Origin of the sequence: Methanosarcina flavescens (assembly GCF_001304615.2) — an archaeon.
GTDB classification, from domain to species: Archaea; Halobacteriota; Methanosarcinia; order Methanosarcinales; family Methanosarcinaceae; genus Methanosarcina; species Methanosarcina flavescens.
The window spans coordinates 1,205,108-1,223,324 of sequence record NZ_CP032683.1 but is presented as its reverse complement, the minus strand read 5'-3'; the positions used below and the strand labels follow the sequence as shown (position 1 = coordinate 1,223,324).

General features: G+C 43.6%; 15 protein-coding genes. 13 read left to right on the top strand and 2 right to left on the bottom strand.

Annotated features, from left to right (window positions below):
• Positions 1-11 precede the first annotated feature (11 nt).
• From hemB to AOB57_RS05450, 7 genes are all read left to right on the top strand, one after another.
• Positions 12-986 carry a porphobilinogen synthase gene (gene hemB, locus AOB57_RS05480; RefSeq protein ID WP_054297828.1) on the top strand — a complete coding sequence of 325 codons (975 nt, stop codon included), beginning with the start codon at positions 12-14 and terminating at the stop codon, positions 984-986.
• A 361-nt stretch (positions 987-1,347) separates the two neighbouring features.
• Positions 1,348-2,622: a glutamate-1-semialdehyde 2,1-aminomutase gene (gene hemL, locus AOB57_RS05475; RefSeq protein WP_054297829.1), complete on the top strand. Its 1,275-nt coding sequence runs from the start codon at positions 1,348-1,350 to the stop codon at positions 2,620-2,622.
• Positions 2,623-2,654: 32 nt separating this feature from the next.
• Complete coding sequence (gene hemC / locus AOB57_RS05470) at positions 2,655-3,605, top strand: hydroxymethylbilane synthase (protein ID WP_054297830.1); 951 nt, start codon at positions 2,655-2,657, stop codon at positions 3,603-3,605.
• 27 nt (positions 3,606-3,632) lie between these two features.
• Complete coding sequence (locus AOB57_RS05465) at positions 3,633-4,538, top strand: dihydroorotate dehydrogenase (protein ID WP_054297831.1); 906 nt, start codon at positions 3,633-3,635, stop codon at positions 4,536-4,538.
• Positions 4,538-5,317, top strand: a complete 780-nt coding sequence (locus AOB57_RS05460) for a dihydroorotate dehydrogenase electron transfer subunit (protein ID WP_054297832.1) — start codon at positions 4,538-4,540, stop codon at positions 5,315-5,317. The genes AOB57_RS05465 and AOB57_RS05460 overlap by 1 nt, the downstream gene beginning before the upstream one ends.
• A gap of 72 nt (positions 5,318-5,389) precedes the next feature.
• On the top strand, positions 5,390-6,124 hold the full coding sequence (locus tag AOB57_RS05455; RefSeq protein ID WP_054297833.1) for a fumarylacetoacetate hydrolase family protein: 735 nt from the start codon (positions 5,390-5,392) through the stop codon (positions 6,122-6,124).
• Positions 6,124-6,429, top strand: coding sequence for a hypothetical protein (locus tag AOB57_RS05450; protein WP_054297834.1), 306 nt, complete (start codon positions 6,124-6,126; stop codon positions 6,427-6,429). Before AOB57_RS05455 ends, AOB57_RS05450 begins: the two co-directional genes overlap by 1 nt.
• Here AOB57_RS05450 and AOB57_RS05445 read toward each other — a convergent pair.
• Entirely contained in the window at positions 6,416-6,574 is a 159-nt protein-coding gene (locus AOB57_RS05445) for a hypothetical protein (RefSeq protein WP_167829552.1), read from the bottom strand. The genes AOB57_RS05450 and AOB57_RS05445 overlap by 14 nt on opposite strands.
• Positions 6,575-6,661: 87 nt before the next feature.
• Here AOB57_RS05445 and AOB57_RS05440 point away from each other — a divergent pair, with 87 nt between their 5' ends.
• The 3 genes from AOB57_RS05440 to AOB57_RS05430 all read left to right on the top strand — a co-directional run bounded on the left by AOB57_RS05440 (position 6,662) and on the right by AOB57_RS05430 (position 12,490).
• Positions 6,662-8,377 carry a glutamate--tRNA ligase gene (locus tag AOB57_RS05440; RefSeq protein WP_054297835.1) on the top strand — a complete coding sequence of 572 codons (1,716 nt, stop codon included), beginning with the start codon at positions 6,662-6,664 and terminating at the stop codon, positions 8,375-8,377.
• Positions 8,378-9,574: 1,197 nt separating this feature from the next.
• Complete coding sequence (locus tag AOB57_RS05435; RefSeq protein ID WP_082384055.1) at positions 9,575-10,546, top strand: right-handed parallel beta-helix repeat-containing protein; 972 nt, start codon at positions 9,575-9,577, stop codon at positions 10,544-10,546.
• A gap of 639 nt (positions 10,547-11,185) precedes the next feature.
• The gene (locus tag AOB57_RS05430) at positions 11,186-12,490 is read left to right on the top strand and encodes a TolB family protein (RefSeq protein WP_167829551.1); all 1,305 of its coding nucleotides are present in this window, start codon (positions 11,186-11,188) and stop codon (positions 12,488-12,490) included.
• Between the two features lie 283 nt (positions 12,491-12,773).
• Here the strand turns inward: AOB57_RS05430 and AOB57_RS05425 are convergent, their stop codons facing one another.
• The gene (locus AOB57_RS05425) at positions 12,774-13,880 is read right to left on the bottom strand and encodes a right-handed parallel beta-helix repeat-containing protein (RefSeq protein WP_054297837.1); all 1,107 of its coding nucleotides are present in this window, start codon (positions 13,878-13,880) and stop codon (positions 12,774-12,776) included.
• A 316-nt stretch (positions 13,881-14,196) separates the two neighbouring features.
• Here AOB57_RS05425 and AOB57_RS05420 point away from each other — a divergent pair, with 316 nt between their 5' ends.
• From AOB57_RS05420 to serA, 3 genes are all read left to right on the top strand, one after another.
• Entirely contained in the window at positions 14,197-15,561 is a 1,365-nt protein-coding gene (locus AOB57_RS05420; protein WP_054297838.1) for a Single-stranded DNA binding protein, read from the top strand.
• Entirely contained in the window at positions 15,554-16,414 is an 861-nt protein-coding gene (locus AOB57_RS05415; RefSeq protein WP_054297905.1) for an RPA family protein, read from the top strand. The genes AOB57_RS05420 and AOB57_RS05415 overlap by 8 nt, the downstream gene beginning before the upstream one ends.
• Positions 16,415-16,561: 147 nt before the next feature.
• Complete coding sequence (gene serA / locus AOB57_RS05410; protein ID WP_054297839.1) at positions 16,562-18,133, top strand: phosphoglycerate dehydrogenase; 1,572 nt, start codon at positions 16,562-16,564, stop codon at positions 18,131-18,133.
• The last annotated feature ends 84 nt before the right edge of the window (positions 18,134-18,217 follow it).

The following is an 18,217-nucleotide window of genomic DNA, read 5'->3' as shown; positions in this document are numbered from 1 at the left end:
GAAGTGATCAAATGTTTCCAGATGTCAGGTTAAGACGATTGAGAAAAGGGAAAATCAGGAACCTTGTGCGTGAAACTACGTTATCCTTAGACGACCTGGTTCAGCCTATCTTTGTGAATGAAACTATCGAGTCCGCTATTGAGATTTCCTCCATGCCCGGAATATATAGTTTTCCTCTTTCGGAAGTTGTAAAAGAGGCGAAAGAGATCGCAGAACTCGGAATTCCTGCAGTAATCCTTTTCGGAGTGCCTGCTTTCAAGGACGTGGAAGGCAGTTCCTCCTATGGGGAAACTGACGTCATCCAGGAGGCTGTCCGGAGAATCAAAGCCGAACTCGGGGATGAACTTGTAGTGATCACAGACATCTGCATGTGTGAATACACAAGCCATGGGCACTGTGGGATTGTTGATTTCGGAACAAAAGAAATCCTTAATGATCCTACCCTTGACGTTCTCGGAAAAATCGCGGTCAGCCACGCAAAAGCAGGCGCAGACATGGTAGCCCCTTCAGGAATGATGGACGGAATGGTAGAAGCCATCAGGCAGGCGCTTGACATGGAAGGTTTTGAGAATATTCCGATTATGTCCTATGCCGCAAAGTTCCACTCGGCTTTCTACGGGCCCTTCAGGGAAGCCGCCGAATCGGGTTATTCTTTTGGAGACCGTTCAACATATCAGATGGATCCCGCAAACAGCGATGAAGCTCTCAGGGAAGTAACCCTCGATGTGGCAGAAGGTGCCGATATAATAATGGTAAAACCTGCCCTTCCTTATCTTGATATTATCTACAGGGTAAAGACAGAATACGCAATGCCGACAGCCGCATATAATGTAAGCGGGGAGTATGCAATGCTCAAAGCCGCCGCAGCTAACGGCTGGCTTGATGAAAAGAAAGCCATGTACGAATCTCTTATCTCCATCAAAAGGGCAGGAGCTGACATCATCATTACCTATTTTGCAAAGGATGCTGCCCGCATGTTGAAGTAAGCGCCTATTTTCCAGGCGTTCCTTCTTTTAGAAAATTTATTTCGTTTTCTTCAATCCCCTCTCCCAGCCTTTCAAACCTGTTGCTCGTTTCATGAACCTGCCCCATAATTTCATCAATAACTGCTTAATAGGGGAAGACTCTGTTATAAGATAAAAGGAACATAGCAAGGTACAAAATGCCTTTACTTCAAAATGCAGTTTAATATAAAATTAATTTAATATAAAAAACGGTTTAATAAGAAGATTCAATTTAACACATAATATAAATTGGATCCAGTATACAATTTAAACTCAGTGCAGAAACACACTTTAATTTATGAATAATTGTTAAAATTTTTCAGTTCGATCCGGTGAAATTTCCATGGTATCTGAGGCAACACTTGAGAAGTCCAGACAGATGTATGAGAAAGCAAAGACCCTTATTCCGGGTGGGGTAAGCAGCCCCGTACGCGCAATCAAGCCCTATCCTTTCTATACAGCATCAGCTGACGGCTCAAAAATAAGGGATCTTGATGGGAACGAATACATCGATTACTGCATGGCTTATGGCCCTGCAATTCTTGGACATAACCATCCCGTGATAAAAGAGGCTATTAAAGCACAGCTTGATAAAGGCTGGCTCTACGGAACCCCTACCGACCTTGAAGTAAACCTTGCAGAGAAGGTTGCAGGCTATTATCCAAGTATCGATATGCTCCGCTTCGTATCAACAGGTACTGAAGCCACGATGAGTGCCCTCCGCCTTGCCCGCGGCTTTACAGGCAGGAACAAATTCATCAAAATTGAAGGCGGGTTCCACGGCGCACATGATGCAGTGCTGGTAAAAGCAGGATCAGGAGCTACAACTCTTGGAGAACCTGATTCCCTGGGCATTCCTGTGGATTTCACGAAGTACACTCTTCAGGCTCCATACAATGATATTGAAGCAATGACCGGGCTTGTGGAAAAGAATAGAGATGAGCTCGCTGCAGTGATAATAGAGCCTGTACTCGGAAACATAGGCCCTGTAACTCCCCTTCCCGGCTACCTGGAGGAACTCAGGAAGCTCACTCAGGAAAATGATGTGCTTCTTATATTCGATGAGGTTATCACCGGATTCAGGCTTGCAATGGGAGGAGCACAGGAATACTTCGGAGTAGTGCCTGATATGACTACCCTCGGAAAGATTGTGGGTGGAGGGCTGCCTATAGGGGTTTTTGGCGGCAGGCGAGAAATTATGGAAATGATCTCCCCATCCGGGCCTGTCTACCAGGCAGGAACTTTCAGCGGAAGCCCTTGTTCCGTGGCTGCGGGAATTGCAGTGCTTGACTATCTGGAAAAAGAGAAGATTCATGAAAAACTCAATTCGAAAGGCGATTATATGCGGGCTGTACTCACTGAAATCGTTGAGGATGAAGGACTTGATTACAGCGTATGTGGAATTGCTTCAATGTTCAAGATCTTCTTCGGGGCTGAGCCACATAACTACCAGGAAGCCCTGAAGTGCGATAAGGAGGGTTACCTTGCCTTCTTCCACAAAATGCTCGCAAGTGGAATTTTCCTTCCTCCCTCACAGTTTGAGACCAATTTCATCTCTGCATCCCACAGCGAAGAGGATATAGAAGAAACCCTTAAAGCATATACCGAAAATCTCTGAATGGACTTGCAGCTTTAAAACGAGGATTCCATATGATAATAGGTACGCGGGGCAGCCAACTTGCGCTTGCCCAGGCTGAGAATGTCGCACGCCTTTTGAAAGCACAGGGCGTTGAAACCAGTTTGAAAATTATAAAAACCAGCGGAGACAGGTTTACGGACCGGCCTCTGCATGCGGTATCAGGCGGAGTCGGAGCTTTCGTCAGAGAACTGGACGATGTTATGCTTGCAGGAGAAATAGATATTGCTGTCCATTCCATGAAGGATATGCCAACTATCCGCCCTGCAACCCTTCCAACCGCTGCCGTGCTGAAGCGGGATACCCCATTCGATATTCTGCTCACTTATGACGGGACTCCGCTGGATGAGCTTCCCGAACAGTCCATTATAGGGACCAGTTCCCTGAGAAGGGCTGCCCAGATCAAGCGTTACAGACCTGACCTTATTACGCAGGATTTAAGAGGTAATATTGATACAAGGCTCAGAAAGCTCAAAGAGGGAAAATACGATGGTATCCTTCTTGCGAAAGCAGGACTTGAGCGCCTGGGTTGGGAGCTTGAGGGAGAGATTCTCTCTCCCGATTTCTTCTGCCCTTCCCCGAACCAGGGTACGGTTGCAGTTGTCACAAGGGCAGGCACTGAAGCTGAAGCTGTGGTCTCCAGGCTTGACCATACCGATAGCCGGATTGCCACAGAAATCGAGCGCATCCTGATTTCCGAGCTCGGAGGAGGCTGTACCACTCCGGTAGGATCATACGCCGAAATTACGCCTGACAGAAAAGAAATCCATGTTCGAGCTGAAGTCCTTTCCCTTGATGGGGAAGAATCTGTAAGAATAGACGAATTTATCCCCATGCTGGGGGGTCTTGAAGAAGCCACGGAACTGGGACACAGGCTTGTAGAGATGGGTGGCAGGAAACTCGCTGAAGATGCGCTACTGCAGCTCTCTGGAAACTCATGTGGCCCGGACAATCTATACGACTGATGATTACCGCCCAGAAAGGAACCAGCTATGTATACACTTACCGGACTTAAACTGAAAAATCCTACCATTCTTGCAGCCGGGGTGCTTGGTACAACCGGAGCATCGCTGTGCAGGGTTGCATGTGAAGGAGGAGCAGGAGCGGTTGTAACCAAATCCATAGGTTCCACACCTAAAACCGGGCATCCCAACCCCAGCATGGTCAAGCTTGACTGTGGATTTTTAAATGCTATGGGGCTTCCAAACCCTTCCTATCCCGGATTCCTCCAGGAACTCGAAACTGCAAAAAAGGACTCCGACGTTCCGGTAATTGCAAGTATCTTCGGTGGGAGCCCTGATGAGTTTAAGGAAGTTGCCGAGGGTCTGCTACCCGGAAAGCCTGATGCTTTCGAGCTTAATGTAAGCTGCCCGCATGCAGAAGGGTACGGGGCTGCTATCGGTTCTAACCCCTGCCTGGTAGAAGCAGTTACTGCAGCAGTAAAAGATGTGGTAAATGTACCTGTCTGGGTTAAGCTTACTCCGAATGTTTCTGACATTACGTGCATAGGAAATGCGGCTGAGTCAGGGGGCGCAGATGCAGTTGTCGCAATTAATACCGTAAAAGGTATGGCAATAGATATTGAGTCCGGATATCCTGTCCTGGGAAACCGCTCAGGCGGGCTTTCAGGAAAGGCTATAAAACCCGTAGCTGTCAAATGTGTTTATGACCTCTACACTGCCCTGGAAATCCCTGTAATAGGGGTAGGTGGAGTATCCTCTTGGCAGGATGCCGTGGAGATGATGATGGCAGGGGCAACGGCTGTTCAGGTAGGGTCTGCGGTTTATGACAGGCTTGATATATTCTCCGAAATCAGTATAGGGATAGAAGCTTTCCTTAAGAGGAGAGGTTATTCGGATATAAAAGAATTAATAGGACTTGCCCATGAGATGGTCTGATGCTTCCCCTTAATGCTACAGTAGTAAAGATAAATGAAGAATCTCCTTCTGTCAGGACTTTCTTTTTCGACTATCAGTTTGAGACTATGAAAGCAGGCCAGTTTGTAATGGTCTGGGTCAGAGGCGTGGATGAGATACCCATGGGTCTCTCAAGTAAGAATTCAATAACTGTCCAGAAAGTTGGGGAGGCAACCTCAAAGCTCTTTGAATTGAAAGAAGGTGATTCTTTCGGGCTCAGAGGACCTTTCGGAGTCGGCTTTTCCCTGCCTTCTAAGGGAGAGAAAACTCTAGTTATCGCAGGTGGTGTAGGAGCTGCACCTCTTGCTCCTTATGCTGAAGCTGCCCGTATTGCAGGCTCTGAAGTACACACAGTCCTTGGAGCACGGAGTGCAGATGACCTGATTTTTGAGAAGCGGTTTGCAGAAGCAGGGAATGTCTACGTTTCTACGGATGATGGCTCAAAAGGGACAAAGGGCTTTGTTACCGATGTACTTAATGATCTCGATCTTTCAGCTTATGACAGAATTGCAGTCTGCGGGCCTGAAATAATGATGGTTTCTGTTTTCAGGCTGCTTGAGGACAGAAAGCTTCTTGAAAAATCCGAGTTTAGCCTTCACCGTTATTTCAAATGCGGCATCGGAATCTGTGGGGCGTGCTGCATAGACCGATCAGGGCTCAGGGTTTGCAGGGACGGGCCTGTATTTTCAGGAGTGCAGCTCCTCGATTCCGAGCTGGGAAAATATACGCGGGACGCCAGTGGGCGAAGAGTTAAAATTTAAGTTTGAATATATCCTTTTAAAAAATAAAAGAAAGCAGGTGAATTCATCCGGAAAGCAGGAGAAGACAGAGATATGATTGGAAGGTTCAGATCAGGAGATGAGATTTTCTATGGAGAAATCGAAGATGAGCGTGTGTATCCAAAGGGAGGGGCTTCCGCAGGAATCTTTGAGCTTTCGGAACTTCGCGTCCTTCCGCCTGCGTCTCCCTCCAAAATTGTATGTGTCGGCCTGAACTACAGAGATCATGCTGAAGAGATGCACATGGAAATCCCGGATACTCCTGTTCTCTTCTTAAAACCTCCTTCAGCCGTTATAGGGCATGAAGATAAGATAATTTATCCAGCATCCAGCTCCAGAGTGGAATATGAAGCCGAACTTGCAGTCGTGATAGGCAAACGCTGTAAAAATATCTCAGCCTTAAAAGCCGAGGATGTAATTGCTGGCTACACCTGTTTTAACGATATAACCGCACGGGATCTTCAGCAAAAAGACGGACAGTGGACAAGAGCAAAGAGTTTTGATACTTTTGCAGCTTTTGGACCCTATCTTGCATTTCCAGATGAACTTGATGTTAAGGATGCAAAAATTACCTGCAGGGTGAATGGGGAAACCAGACAGGCTTCCAGCACTTCAAACCTTATTTTTGACATTCCTTACCTTATTGAATTTATCACCGAGATCATGACCCTGGAAGTTGGAGATGTTATTACCACAGGAACGCCACCTGGCGTTGGAGAACTTCAGCGTGAGGACATTGTGGAAGTTGAAATCCAGGGAATCGGAATACTAAGAAACGAGGTTGTCTGATGCTTCTTGAGCATATCGGAACTGAACTTGACCTTACTGAGCGCCATTTTCTGGTGCTCAAAAAAGTGATTGAAGAAGCTCCTATCGGAATCCTGAAACTTGCAGAAGTTACCGGAATGCAGAGCCATAAAGTACGCTACTCACTCAGGGTTCTTGAGCAAGCTAACCTTATAAAGCCTTCTGCCCAGGGTGCAGTGCCAGGGGAAGCAGTTCCTAAATTCCTTGAAGAATTCGAACGCGAGTTTGAGAAAATCAACGAAAAATTGTCTCGTATACGGGAGATTGAAGCTTCTATCCCGAGATAAAATCCCCGCAATCGTTGCGCCGGTTTATCACGCCTCCATACCGGTTTTTGATCAAACTTTTTCCGAAAAAGTTTGCGATAAAACCTTTTTTGAAAAGGCTTGCGTTACGCCGCTTTACCACGCCGCCATGCAGGTTTTCGTTCAAGCGTTTTCGAAAAAACTTGTGAAAGTGTTTGTAGACTTGCATTCTTAATCAATCATTTAATCCAGTTTTATTTTTGGAGAAACTCCTATGACTTTAAGTTCTGAAGACCTTAAAACAATTAAAAAATATGCTTATCAAAACGCTGTAAAATATGGAAAAGCTCCCCAGCCCAAGGCTGTAATGGGTAAGGTAATGGGGGAGTGTCCTCAACTTCGATCCGACCCGAAGGCGGTATCAGAGGCTCTTGAAGCCATTGTCGCCGAAATTAGCAAAGAGAATCCTGAAACCTGGGAGGCAAAACTTTCGGAAATTGCCCCCGAACTTATTGAAGCTCTGAACGTGAAAAAAGAACCTGAAAAAGGCTTAAAACCTCTTGAGGGGGCGGAAATGGGTAAGGTTGTGATGCGTTTTGCCCCAAATCCCAACGGGCCTGCAACCCTGGGCAGTGCAAGAGGCATGGTAGTTAATTCCGAATACGTAAAGATGTATCAGGGAAAGTTCGTCTTACGCTTTGATGATACCGATCCTGATATAAAACGACCCATGCTTGAGGCTTATGACTGGTATCTCGATGACTTCAAATGGCTCGGGGTTGTGCCTGACCAGGTGGTTTATGCCTCTGATCATTTCCCTCTCTATTACGATTACGCAAGAAAACTCATTGAGATGGACAAAGCTTACGTTTGCTTCTGTAAAGGAGGAGACTTCAAGCAATTCAAGGATGCTAAAAAATCATGCCCGCATAGGGGTACCAGCCCTGAAGAAAACCTTATGCACTGGGAGAAGATGCTTGCCGGGGAATATGAAGACCAGCAGGCAGTGCTGAGGATAAAAACGGATATAGAGCATAAAGACCCTGCTTTGAGGGATTGGGGTGCTTTCAGAATAAGAAAGATGTCGCATCCCCGCCCTGAAGTAGGGAATAAGTACGTAGTCTGGCCCCTTCTGGATTTTGCAGGGGCTATTGAAGATCACGAACTGGGTATGACCCATATCATTAGAGGAAAAGATCTTATAGATAGCGAAAAGCGGCAGGGCTACATTTACAAATATTTCGGCTGGAAGTACCCCAGAACAACTCACTGGGGCAGGGTCAAGATCCATGAATTCGGAAAGTTCAGTACAAGCACCCTTAGAAAAGCCATCGAAGCAGGAGAATACAGCGGTTGGGATGATCCGAGGCTTCCCACAGTTCGGGCTATCCGGCGCCGTGGAATCCAGGCTGAAGCCCTCAAGAGGTTCATGATCGAAATGGGAGTCGGAATGACCGATGTAAGCATAAGTATGGAGTCTCTCTATGCCGAGAACCGTAAGATCATAGACCCCATCGCAAACCGCTACTTCTTTGTCTGGAATCCGGTAGAACTGGAAATCACTGATGTCGAACCTGTCGTTGTTAAAGTTCCGCTTCACCCCACTGACCACACAAGAGGATTCCGGGAAATCGCGGCAGGAAATAAGGTGCTTGTCTGCCTTGATGATGTCGATAAGCTAGAGGTGGGCTCTATCATCCGCTTGAAGGATTTCTGCAATATTGAAATCACTTCTCTTTCCCCGCTACAGGCAAAAACTTCTGATATTTCTCTTGAAGCTCTTAAAAAAGCAAAAGCAAAAATTATCCACTGGGTTCCGCTTGACGGAATAAATGTGAAAGTGCGCGGCCCGGAAGGCGATATTAGCGGAATAGGTGAACGTGGGATTGCAACCGAACTTGATAAGATTGTACAATTCGAGCGTTTCGGTTTCTGCAGAATTGATTCAGTGGATGAAGAACAAATTGTGGCGTATTTTGCCCATAAATGATTGCCCGGAGAAAAGGGACAGAGAACTGTGCCTTTTCTTTTATCTGTTTTCCATTAACTTTTTAATTTTTCCACAACAAGAAAATGTAGATTAATCAGTTTCTTTAGTATCTAATCGTTTGAAGCAGTTAATATTATTACTATCCAATTAAAGAAAATAATTTAAGCTCTAAGATGGTTATTGAGATAATTATTGGCTAAAAATTAATGTATTTATTTTTATAATAACTCTTAGTTAATGGATTAAGAAAATAAAAAAATATTTGCTCCTTCAATTTCTAAAAGTTTTTATTATTATATTTTAAATTTTTGTCATTAGCAGTAGAAATATTCAATTATATTCGTTTATTTTTTTGATAACTTCTCTTCCTTATGTGTACAGTTCTTTCCAAATTTCTCTTCAAAAAAGCAAAAATATTTTATAATATAATCTGTATAAACCTTGATGTCAACCTGTAATTAATAATAAATAAATGGAAACTTTTAAGAAGAGTTTCCCTGGCTAAAGACTGCCATTATTGAAAACAGGAAGAATTGACCGGAAGAGGATTGTCCTGTAATCAGTAACAGATTTTGAGTGGTAGAAGCCAGAAATTCTAATCCGACCTCACTTCCAATGACTGATCCCTATAATGTGATTGGAGTGTGGGACTCTGTGTGCAGCGTGTCCGCCCCACATTGGTCGCAGAGAACCGGATTGGATAGATTCAAAAATATTACGCAGACGTAATTAGAATCTTTGAATTACTGTATAGACCCGGAATAATTAGATGTTAGATACAGACTCGGTCTAATTAGATAGTTCGGAAAAACATTACGAGTAACGTAATATGGAATTTTGAGGAATATCTGGGAAAAAATATACAATAATCCTAGAGTGTTTGAGTTTACTCAAATTCTAAATCCAATCCAGAGGCGATACAATGCTAAAAAAAGAATTCAGGAACCCTATTCCTGACAGCATGTTTTGCTTAAAAAACGTATCAGCTGTTGGATACACAACTACCCTGTAGTTTTTTGAGTTTTCTCAGATTCTAAATCCAACCCAAGGTGATACGATGCAAAAAATGGAGCAGGAAACGCTGTTCCTGACAATGTGCCTTAGCTTAAATGCCGTATGTGCTTTGGGAAATTATACTAGGACCCCAGAAATTTTTTGAGTCCACTCAAATTCCAAACCCAACCCAAAGGTGATACGATGCTAAAAAGACAGATAGGAACCCTATTCCTAGCAACATGCCTTATTTTAACAACCGTACCCGCTGCGTTAAGTGCACAGAATACAATAACTGTAAATCCTACTTCTGGGTCAGGTGCTCAGACTGCAATTAATAATGCAATAAATTCCGTAGCATCAAAAGCAACTCCAAGTAACCCCGGAGTTGTTATCCTCAGTGCTGGCACTTATAAGATAAGTGCACCTATAGTTTTGAAATCTAATGTAGTACTGAAAGGTTCAGGCGACGGTACAATAATCTTTGCCACCGGTTCAGTCTGTAACTCCGAAGGAGCGCCTGGATATATATTCGGATCAGGTGTTTCTAACGTTGAAGTATCTCATCTTCAATTCCAAAGTACGGCAACCGGACCTAAAGATGGAGGTCATGGATCATATAGAAACTGCATAAGATTCATATCTGTGAGTAATGCTAAAGTACATGACATTTTATTCGATCGCTATCTGTATGGTGATGGTGTCAGAATAAGTAAAAGCTCTGGAATAAACGTATATAATTGCAGAATACAGTCCTCAGGGCATGATGGCGTATCATTCCTGTCCGGAACCAAAAATTCCAGAATGTACAACAATTATGTTGAGGTTCAGACCAACACAGGTGTCAGAGTAGACAACTGTGCAAATATTGAAGTTGACCATAATACTTTCACAGGTAGTGCCGGATCTGGATGGTGTTGCGTTCAGCTCCAAAATACGCTGACAAATGTGAAAGTCCATCACAACATTATGCATGATTTTAAAGGATCAAGCAGCAGTGCAGGTGTTGGAAATTGGAACGCAAAAGGGTCAATTAGCGTTCATGATAACGTTATGTGGAACGTGTCTCCTTACGTTCAGGTAGGTTCAGGCTCAAATATACTGGGACCATCTGATCACAATGTTAATAATTGGGTGGCGAAAGGGTACGGATACGGCTCTCTCGGCAACTCCTAAAGTTCACAGATACAAAACTGTGAAGCGCTACATCTGAAAAGATGACAAGATCCCAACTAATGAAACTCTCGCAACAGAGAGTGCTACTGAACAGGTAACCGAAGCCGATATTTACTATGAAGTCGAATTGAGATCCTGGGTAAATTAAAATGAGGAAGATCCTCATTTCTTTTTTATTGAACACTTGTGGCTATTCAGCCTGTCAAAGTTCGTTTACCAAGAATATCTAATCCGAAAAGGTAGCTACTTAATTCTTATTAATCTTAATTGAAAATTTCAAAGTAACTATTTTATTATTTTTATATTTCAACATTTTGTTTGTACATATTAAGTTCGGTTTTACTCATATTTTTGGAAATTATACTAAGTTCTGATTCTATTATAATTCAATGTTTCTTATAAATCATCAAATAAATTTGATTTTTATAAATATAGAAGTTAAAAGAAAAAAATTAAATATACTGCTTAAATTATTATTAATTAAATTAAATTTTTTTATTTAAGAAATGGGGATGAGTATAAATGGAGAAGATGAAGAAATTTTATAAGACGGGTTTAATTTCTATAGCTTTAGTTTTGTTTTTAATTGCCTGTACAGCATCGACAGTTACTGCGGAAAATGTTTCGCCCACGGTTACTGTGACTCGAATCGCTACTGGTGTATTATCATATTGGAATCAACCTGCTATCTATAATGATAAGATAGTGTGGGAGGATTATCGCAATGGGTACGAAAACTCAGATATTTACATGTACGATATATCTACTGGGAAAGAAACTCAAATTACCACTAGCGGATCGGCACATTTTCCGGATATCTACGGTGACAGAATAGTTTGGATAGATGAGCGCAATAAAGGATCTAACTCCGGTTATTACTATGATGTTTACATGTACGATCTTTCTACTGGGAAGGAAACTCAGATCTCCGCCGATGGATCAGCATATGATTATGAATCTCCTTCAATTAGTGGTGATAAAATAGTTTGGCAAGGATCCGAGGATAACATTTACGTGCATAATCTCTCCACTAACGAAACGATTGAGATTGTCACCGAACAGCAGTACCCAGGAACAAATCTACGGCTGGATATCTTCAATGACAAGATAGTATACTGGGATACGCGCGATGCATATGGAACCGAATTTAACGATGGGATCCTGAATCCTAATATATATATGTACAATCTTTCCACTAATAAGGAGACTCAGATTACCACTAGTAAATCAGCAGTAGGAAAGCCTTCAATATATGATGATAAGATAGTATGGGTAGATAATCGTGACGGAAAAGACGATATCTACATGTATGATATCTCCACTAAGAAAGAAACCCTGATTAAAGCCAGTGAAGAAGTAGGATGTTCAACGGGATCTCCTAAGATATATGGTGACAGAATAGTATGGAGTGACAGTTGCTATTCGGATGAATACTCAAATATTCGTATGTATAATCTCTCCACTTCCACTGAAACTCTAATTGCTAGAGGAAATGCGTGGTATCTTGATGTCTATGGGGATAAGATAGTCTGGATTGAAGGGCATAATGGAGATGGTGGTATCTACATGGCCACTCTTACCTGGGATGAAGAGCCACCTCTGGATGACAATAACACAGATGACAGTAATGGAATCGATAATGAAACCCAGGTTCCAGATAATTGCTCATCCGAGTTAACACCGCTAGACAGGACACAGGCTCTCAAAGAATACGTGGAATGCACATATAAATGCAATGTGAAGACAAAAACAGGGCTGGCTACACTCCTTGATACCTCGATGTGCCACTATGAGAACTGTGACAATAAAAAAGCCGTTTCAATGCTTAAGTCATTTATTCACCTCGCTGAAAAAATGAGGGTATGCAAGCAGATCTCGGCTGAAGAAGCGGATTACATGGTCAAAGAGGCAAGGAAAATTATAGACCTGATTGAGACGCATTAAGGGACAAGGTTGAATTTAGTCGTGGTATGTAACAAAGAAACAGTAATACTCTGATCAGTAGTTTCGGATCAGCAATACTGTGTTTTTACATTCATGACATTTTCTTTTTTGATACTCTTTTTTGGTTTTCTTTGTGGCCTATTGCAAACCTATTTTTCCAGTAAATTTGTTTCTCCAGACCTTCCCAAAAACTGAGGGAATCTCAGGAAACTTCAGTTTCTCCAGTACAGAGATTTCCCTCAGCATCAGGAAAACTTCCCCGGTGAGAAAATTATTAAATTTTTCACTTGTGTTTACCTGCTCGTCTAAGGAAATAAGCAGCACCTATAGCTACCGCCACAATTCCAGCCCCCGGACCAGGTGATTCAGCTTCCTCCTGAACTCCTTCATTGGTAGTGTTTTCGGTTTCCGGTTCTGCTGATCCTTCAGTTTCATTTACTGGTGTTTCCAGACTGGTTGCGTTCTCCCTGTCGGCGAGTCCCTGCTCATAAGCACTGACATTCAGTTTACTTTCAAGGGTTTTGACAGCGTTTGGGACTTTAGGGTAAAGTGGGGATTTATCAGTTCCTCCACCTGTAATGTTATACGAGGTGTCGCAAATTCCGTTATTGTTTTCATCCACGCAGGTTTCGCTGAAACCTTTGCCTTCAGGGTCAGACCAGAAGTTTCCGGCAATGTAAGGGCCTTTGACTATGTTCTGTCTTGTTACGAGAGGGCTCTGCCAGATATTTTCCGCATTTATACTTTTTTCTTCGACGTTTTCGGCGTTCTTGAAGTAATTGTTATAGATAAGGTTCCTGCTGCTTGCCTCTAGGGAGATTCCGGGACCGTAATTGTAGGCAATTACATTATTCAGGATATCATTTGAGTTTGAGCTTTCAAGCCTTATTCCTATTTCATTGAGGGTAACGAGATTATTTCTTATGGTATTCCTTTCTGAGCCGTTGAGAAGAATGCCGTATTCAGTTCCCAGGACTCTGTTGTTATTGATATAGCAGCTTTTGACCCCTGTGAGCAGGATTCCTGCTTTTTCCGAGCCTTCGATGCCAAATCCGCTAAAAAATACCCGGTCAACACTGATTTCAACAGTACTTTCCTCAGGGTCGGCTGCCCTTATGATCGTATTTTCTGGGTTTCTAGAGTCCGACCAGATTCGTACTTCTTTATTTATTTTAAGATTTTCAACATAGGTTCCAGGGCTTACAAAAATTGTATCTCCTGCTTCTGCGGCATCTACTGCAGCCTGTATGGAAATATAATCTCCTTCAATAGCCGAACTTACTCTCAAATTGGAGGCTGAAACGGCTGAGCAGGTGCAGAGAACTATCAGAATAACCGCAAACACTGTCAGCTTAATAGCTCTAAAATTCTTTCCTTTTGTTCCTCTCATATTCAGTTCTCACTTCCCCTTTTCAAGCTTCCATATCCTTTATCCAGACTTTAACTCTCAATAGAAAGAAAGTTTCCCTTTCAGGCTTTTTATCACTTTTTAGTGAAAATTCTCTCAAGACTTCTCCAGAAAAGAAATTTTCTCTGAAATTAATATACTTTTGGAAACCAAAAATTCTAAACAACTATCCTTAAATAATAGTTCATTATCCTCTACGATAAAGGAAATTAATTTCAATTAAGGTTTAAATACTGTAGAATCCGATATTGTTATAGAATTTTATCGTGTTAATAATGTCTCGAATGGAGGCCTAAAAATGGATGAGAAAACTGCGCCCCACCTTGAAGAATTAACCAGGGCGTTTGGAGACCTTGAAAAGACTGGCATCCGAGCAGAATTTGAGAAACTCATTGCTTTTCGCGTGCCGCCTTATGTTGCAAAAGAGACTATACTCCGCAAGTTCGGAGGAAAAAGGAAAGCCCTGAAAATAAAGGACCTGTCTGCCAACCTTAAAAATTTCGAACTCACAGGCAGAATTCTTGACCTTGGGGAAAAGCCAATCCGCCCGCAGGAAGGGACTCATAAAGGTTCCTCCAGGCTTTACACTGGGGTTCTTGCGGACGAAACCGGCTCAGTTCTGTTTTCTTCCTGGAAAGAGCTTCCTGGCTCGGTTGGGGATGTAATTACCATTAAGAACGCGTATACACGCGTCTGGCAAAATAGGATCAGGCTTTCGATAGGGGATCAATCTGTTGTGTCGAAGAATCCTGATTCTACGCTTCCTTCTCTATCCGAACTCTCAGGAAGCCAGAAAAAGAAGTTAATTGACATAGGAGCCATGGATTTTTCCGTAAATACCGTAGCCTGCGTGCTTCAACTCTCTCACAGGGAAGTGCTTGTAAAAGGACGCCAGTCCAGAGTGATTTCAGGCGTACTTGCTGATGAGACCGGAAGGCTGCCCTTTACAGCCTGGGTTCAACTGCCAGGCATTGATATTGGGAGCATTATCCGAATTGAAGGAGCCCAGATTCGGATGTTCAAGGGTATGCCGTCGGTCAATATCCTCAACAGCACAAAAGTCTCCCAGGTTGAGCCAGAAGAAGCAAAAAACCTTGCTTTTACCTTCGAGTCCGCAGTAAAAGATCCTGCTCCAATCAAAATAGAAAAGATCAATTCAAGAGAAAGTATGTTTGATGTAGCCGCAGCAGGCAATGTGGTCTCAGTCCGTCCAGGTTCAGGCATTATTTCCCGCTGCCCCGAGTGCGGTCGTGTAATCCAGAAAGGAAATTGCAGGGTGCACGGCAAGGTCGAAGGCGTACGGGATATGCGGATCAAAGCCATACTGGATGATGGAACAGGCTCAATGTCAGTTATGTTTCCAAGAGAACTTGCAGAAATCATTTATGGAAAAACCCTTGAAGAAGCCGAGCAGCTAATGTTTTCTGACGTCTCTAAGGATGCGGTCTATGAAGATTTAAGGCGCTCTCTTACAGGTCGACATCTTGCAGTACGAGGCAACGCTTCAAAAGGTGAATACGGGGTTTCTTTTGTAGCTGAAAAAGCCTGGGTACCTGAAGAGGACCTTGCAGTCAGGGTAGTGGAACTGCTTCGCAGGCTCGGACCGGATGAAGAGAATAAACAGGATGAATATTCTTCCACTGGAGGAATTTATCTTGCTTAAGCGAGAAGTTGCAAAACGGGTTTTTGCAAGGGAATTCGAAGCCTGTAGAGAACTTGAGAAGGACGCACGATCTGACTCTGAAGCCCTGGATTCGAAAGTTCCAAACTTTCTAATTAGCCCGCTTGGGCTAATTCTTAACCGTGTCTTTGTGGTTGGTGTGGTCACGGAACTTGACAATATCGGGACACAGGGGGAGATGTGGAAGGCCAGGATTGTTGATCCTACCGGAGCTTTTACAGTGTACGCAGGGCAGTACCAGCCTGAAGCATCTATCTTCTTTTCGACGTTAAAGGTTCCTGCTTTCATCGCCCTTACAGGAAAAGCCAGGATTTACGAACCTGAGCCAGGTTCGGTTTTTGTCTCTATTCGGGCTGAAGAGGCAAATGTTGTAGATGAGGAAATCCGCAACAGATGGGTTGTGGATACCGCAGAACAGACCGTTGATAGGCTTGTAGCCTTTTCGGATGCTCTTGCCAGCGGATATCATGGAGAAGAACTTCGGGAATACCTTATAGAGAGAGGCATTTCCTCCGAGCTTGCTCAGGGAATATCCATTGTGCTTGAAAAGGATGTTTCTCAGGAATTTATAAAACTGCTTCGGACTTCCATCAGGGAAGGGCTCAAAGCTCTTGATTTCGATGGAGGTGCAGGCGCCAAGGCTGACCAGAAAGAATTTGTGCTCGAACTGCTCAAGGAGATGGGTGGTAGCAAAGGAGTGGATTATGCAGCTTTCATGAAAGAAGCGGTCGCCAGAGGCATTCCTGAGCAAGTTGTAGAAGAGGTCATCCGTATATTGCTTTCAGGCGGGCAATGTTACGAGCCGAAGATCGGAATAATAAGACTGGTAGGATAATCGTGCAGGAAGAAAATCCATAATAGAAACAGAAAGAACAGAGTTTCCCTAAGTATGTGTGATAACGCTTAAGTGTAATCAGGTTGATTGGTATTCTCTGTTAAAATTTAATATCTCATGCTTATCGTATTATCTGGAGAAATTGAAATGAAAGTATTGGTCAGCGACTCACTCTCCAATGAAGGGTTGGAGATTCTAAAAGAACGCTTTACGGTTGATGTTTCCACCGGGCTTTCAGAAGAAGAGCTGGTGAAAAAAATCAAAGATTACGATGCTCTTGTTATACGCAGCGGTACCCAGGTTACTCAGAAGATTATCGAGGCTGCCGACAACCTGAAAGTTATCGGGAGAGCTGGGGTCGGAGTTGACAATGTTGATGTGGATGCAGCTACTAAGAAGGGCATTATTGTGACAAACGCTCCCGAAGGCAACATGATTTCGGCAGCAGAGCACACCATTGCTATGATGATGGCAATGTCCAGGAATATCCCCCAGGCAAATGCTTCCCTGAAATCCAGGGAATGGAAACGCAATAAATTCATGGGCGTTGAGGTAAAAGGCAAGACCCTGGGAATTATAGGTCTCGGAAGAATCGGTTCTGAAGTTGCAAAGAGAGCTTCAGGGCTTGAAATGAACCTTATGGGGTACGATCCTTTTATTTCCGAGAAACGGGCAATAGAACTTGGAGTCAAGCTGGCTACAGTTAACGAAATCGCAAAAGCAGCCGATTATATCACAGTGCACACCCCTCTCATCAAAGAAACCAGGAATATTCTTGATGAAGAACAGTTTGCCCTGATGAAACCCGGCGTCAGAATTATCAACTGCGCTCGCGGTGGCATTATTAACGAGGAAGCTCTGGCAAAAGCTATTGAAAGCGGAAAAGTGGGCGGTGCAGCAATAGACGTATTCGTCGAGGAACCTCCTTTTAACAGTCCTCTCCTGAACTTTGACAATGTGGTAGTCACTCCCCATCTTGGAGCCTCTACACAGGAAGCTCAGGTAAATGTGGCAATCGATATCGCAAAAGAAGTAGTATCTGTCCTTTCAGGCGGGCTTGCAAAGAACGCAATCAATATCCCCTCGGTAAAACCGGAAGCTATGGCAGTCCTCGCCCCTTACATCAGGCTCGCTGAGATTATGGGCAAGATTGCAGGGCAGCTAGTAGATGGAAATTACGAAAAGGTAGAAATCGGATACAATGGTGAGATTTCCGGAAAGGATACCAGACCTCTTACGGTTTCTGCACTTAAAGGGCTGCTTGAGATGGCACTCGGCTCCGGAGTAAACTACGTTAATGCCCCTACCCTTGCAAAGTCTAGAAAAATTGCAGTTGTAGAGAGCAAATCCGAATCTTCTGAAGAATATTCTTCAACCATCAGTATCAAGCTTAGCAGCAATGGACAGGCGAAACTGGTTGCAGGCACTGTTGTCGGAGATGAACCAAAGATTGTTGCTGTCGATGACGACAGAGTTGATATCTTCCCTGCAGGTCGTATGATCTTTGCCAAGCACATTAACAGGCCTAATGTTATCGGACCGTGCTGCCTCGTGCTCGGGAAAAACAATATCAACATCTCAGGTATGCAGGTTGGCAGGGCAGAAATCGGAGGCGTTACCATGATGGTTCTTAACGTAGACTCTGAAGTTTCTGACCCGATCCTTAATGAAGTCAGGAAAGTTGACGGAATACTCGATGCCAAACTTGTAACCCTCTAAATTCCAACTTCAGGAAGACCTTACTCCGGCGAAAGTTTAAGGTGAGTATTCCGCGCCGGAGATTCTAATTTTGTAGTCTTTACT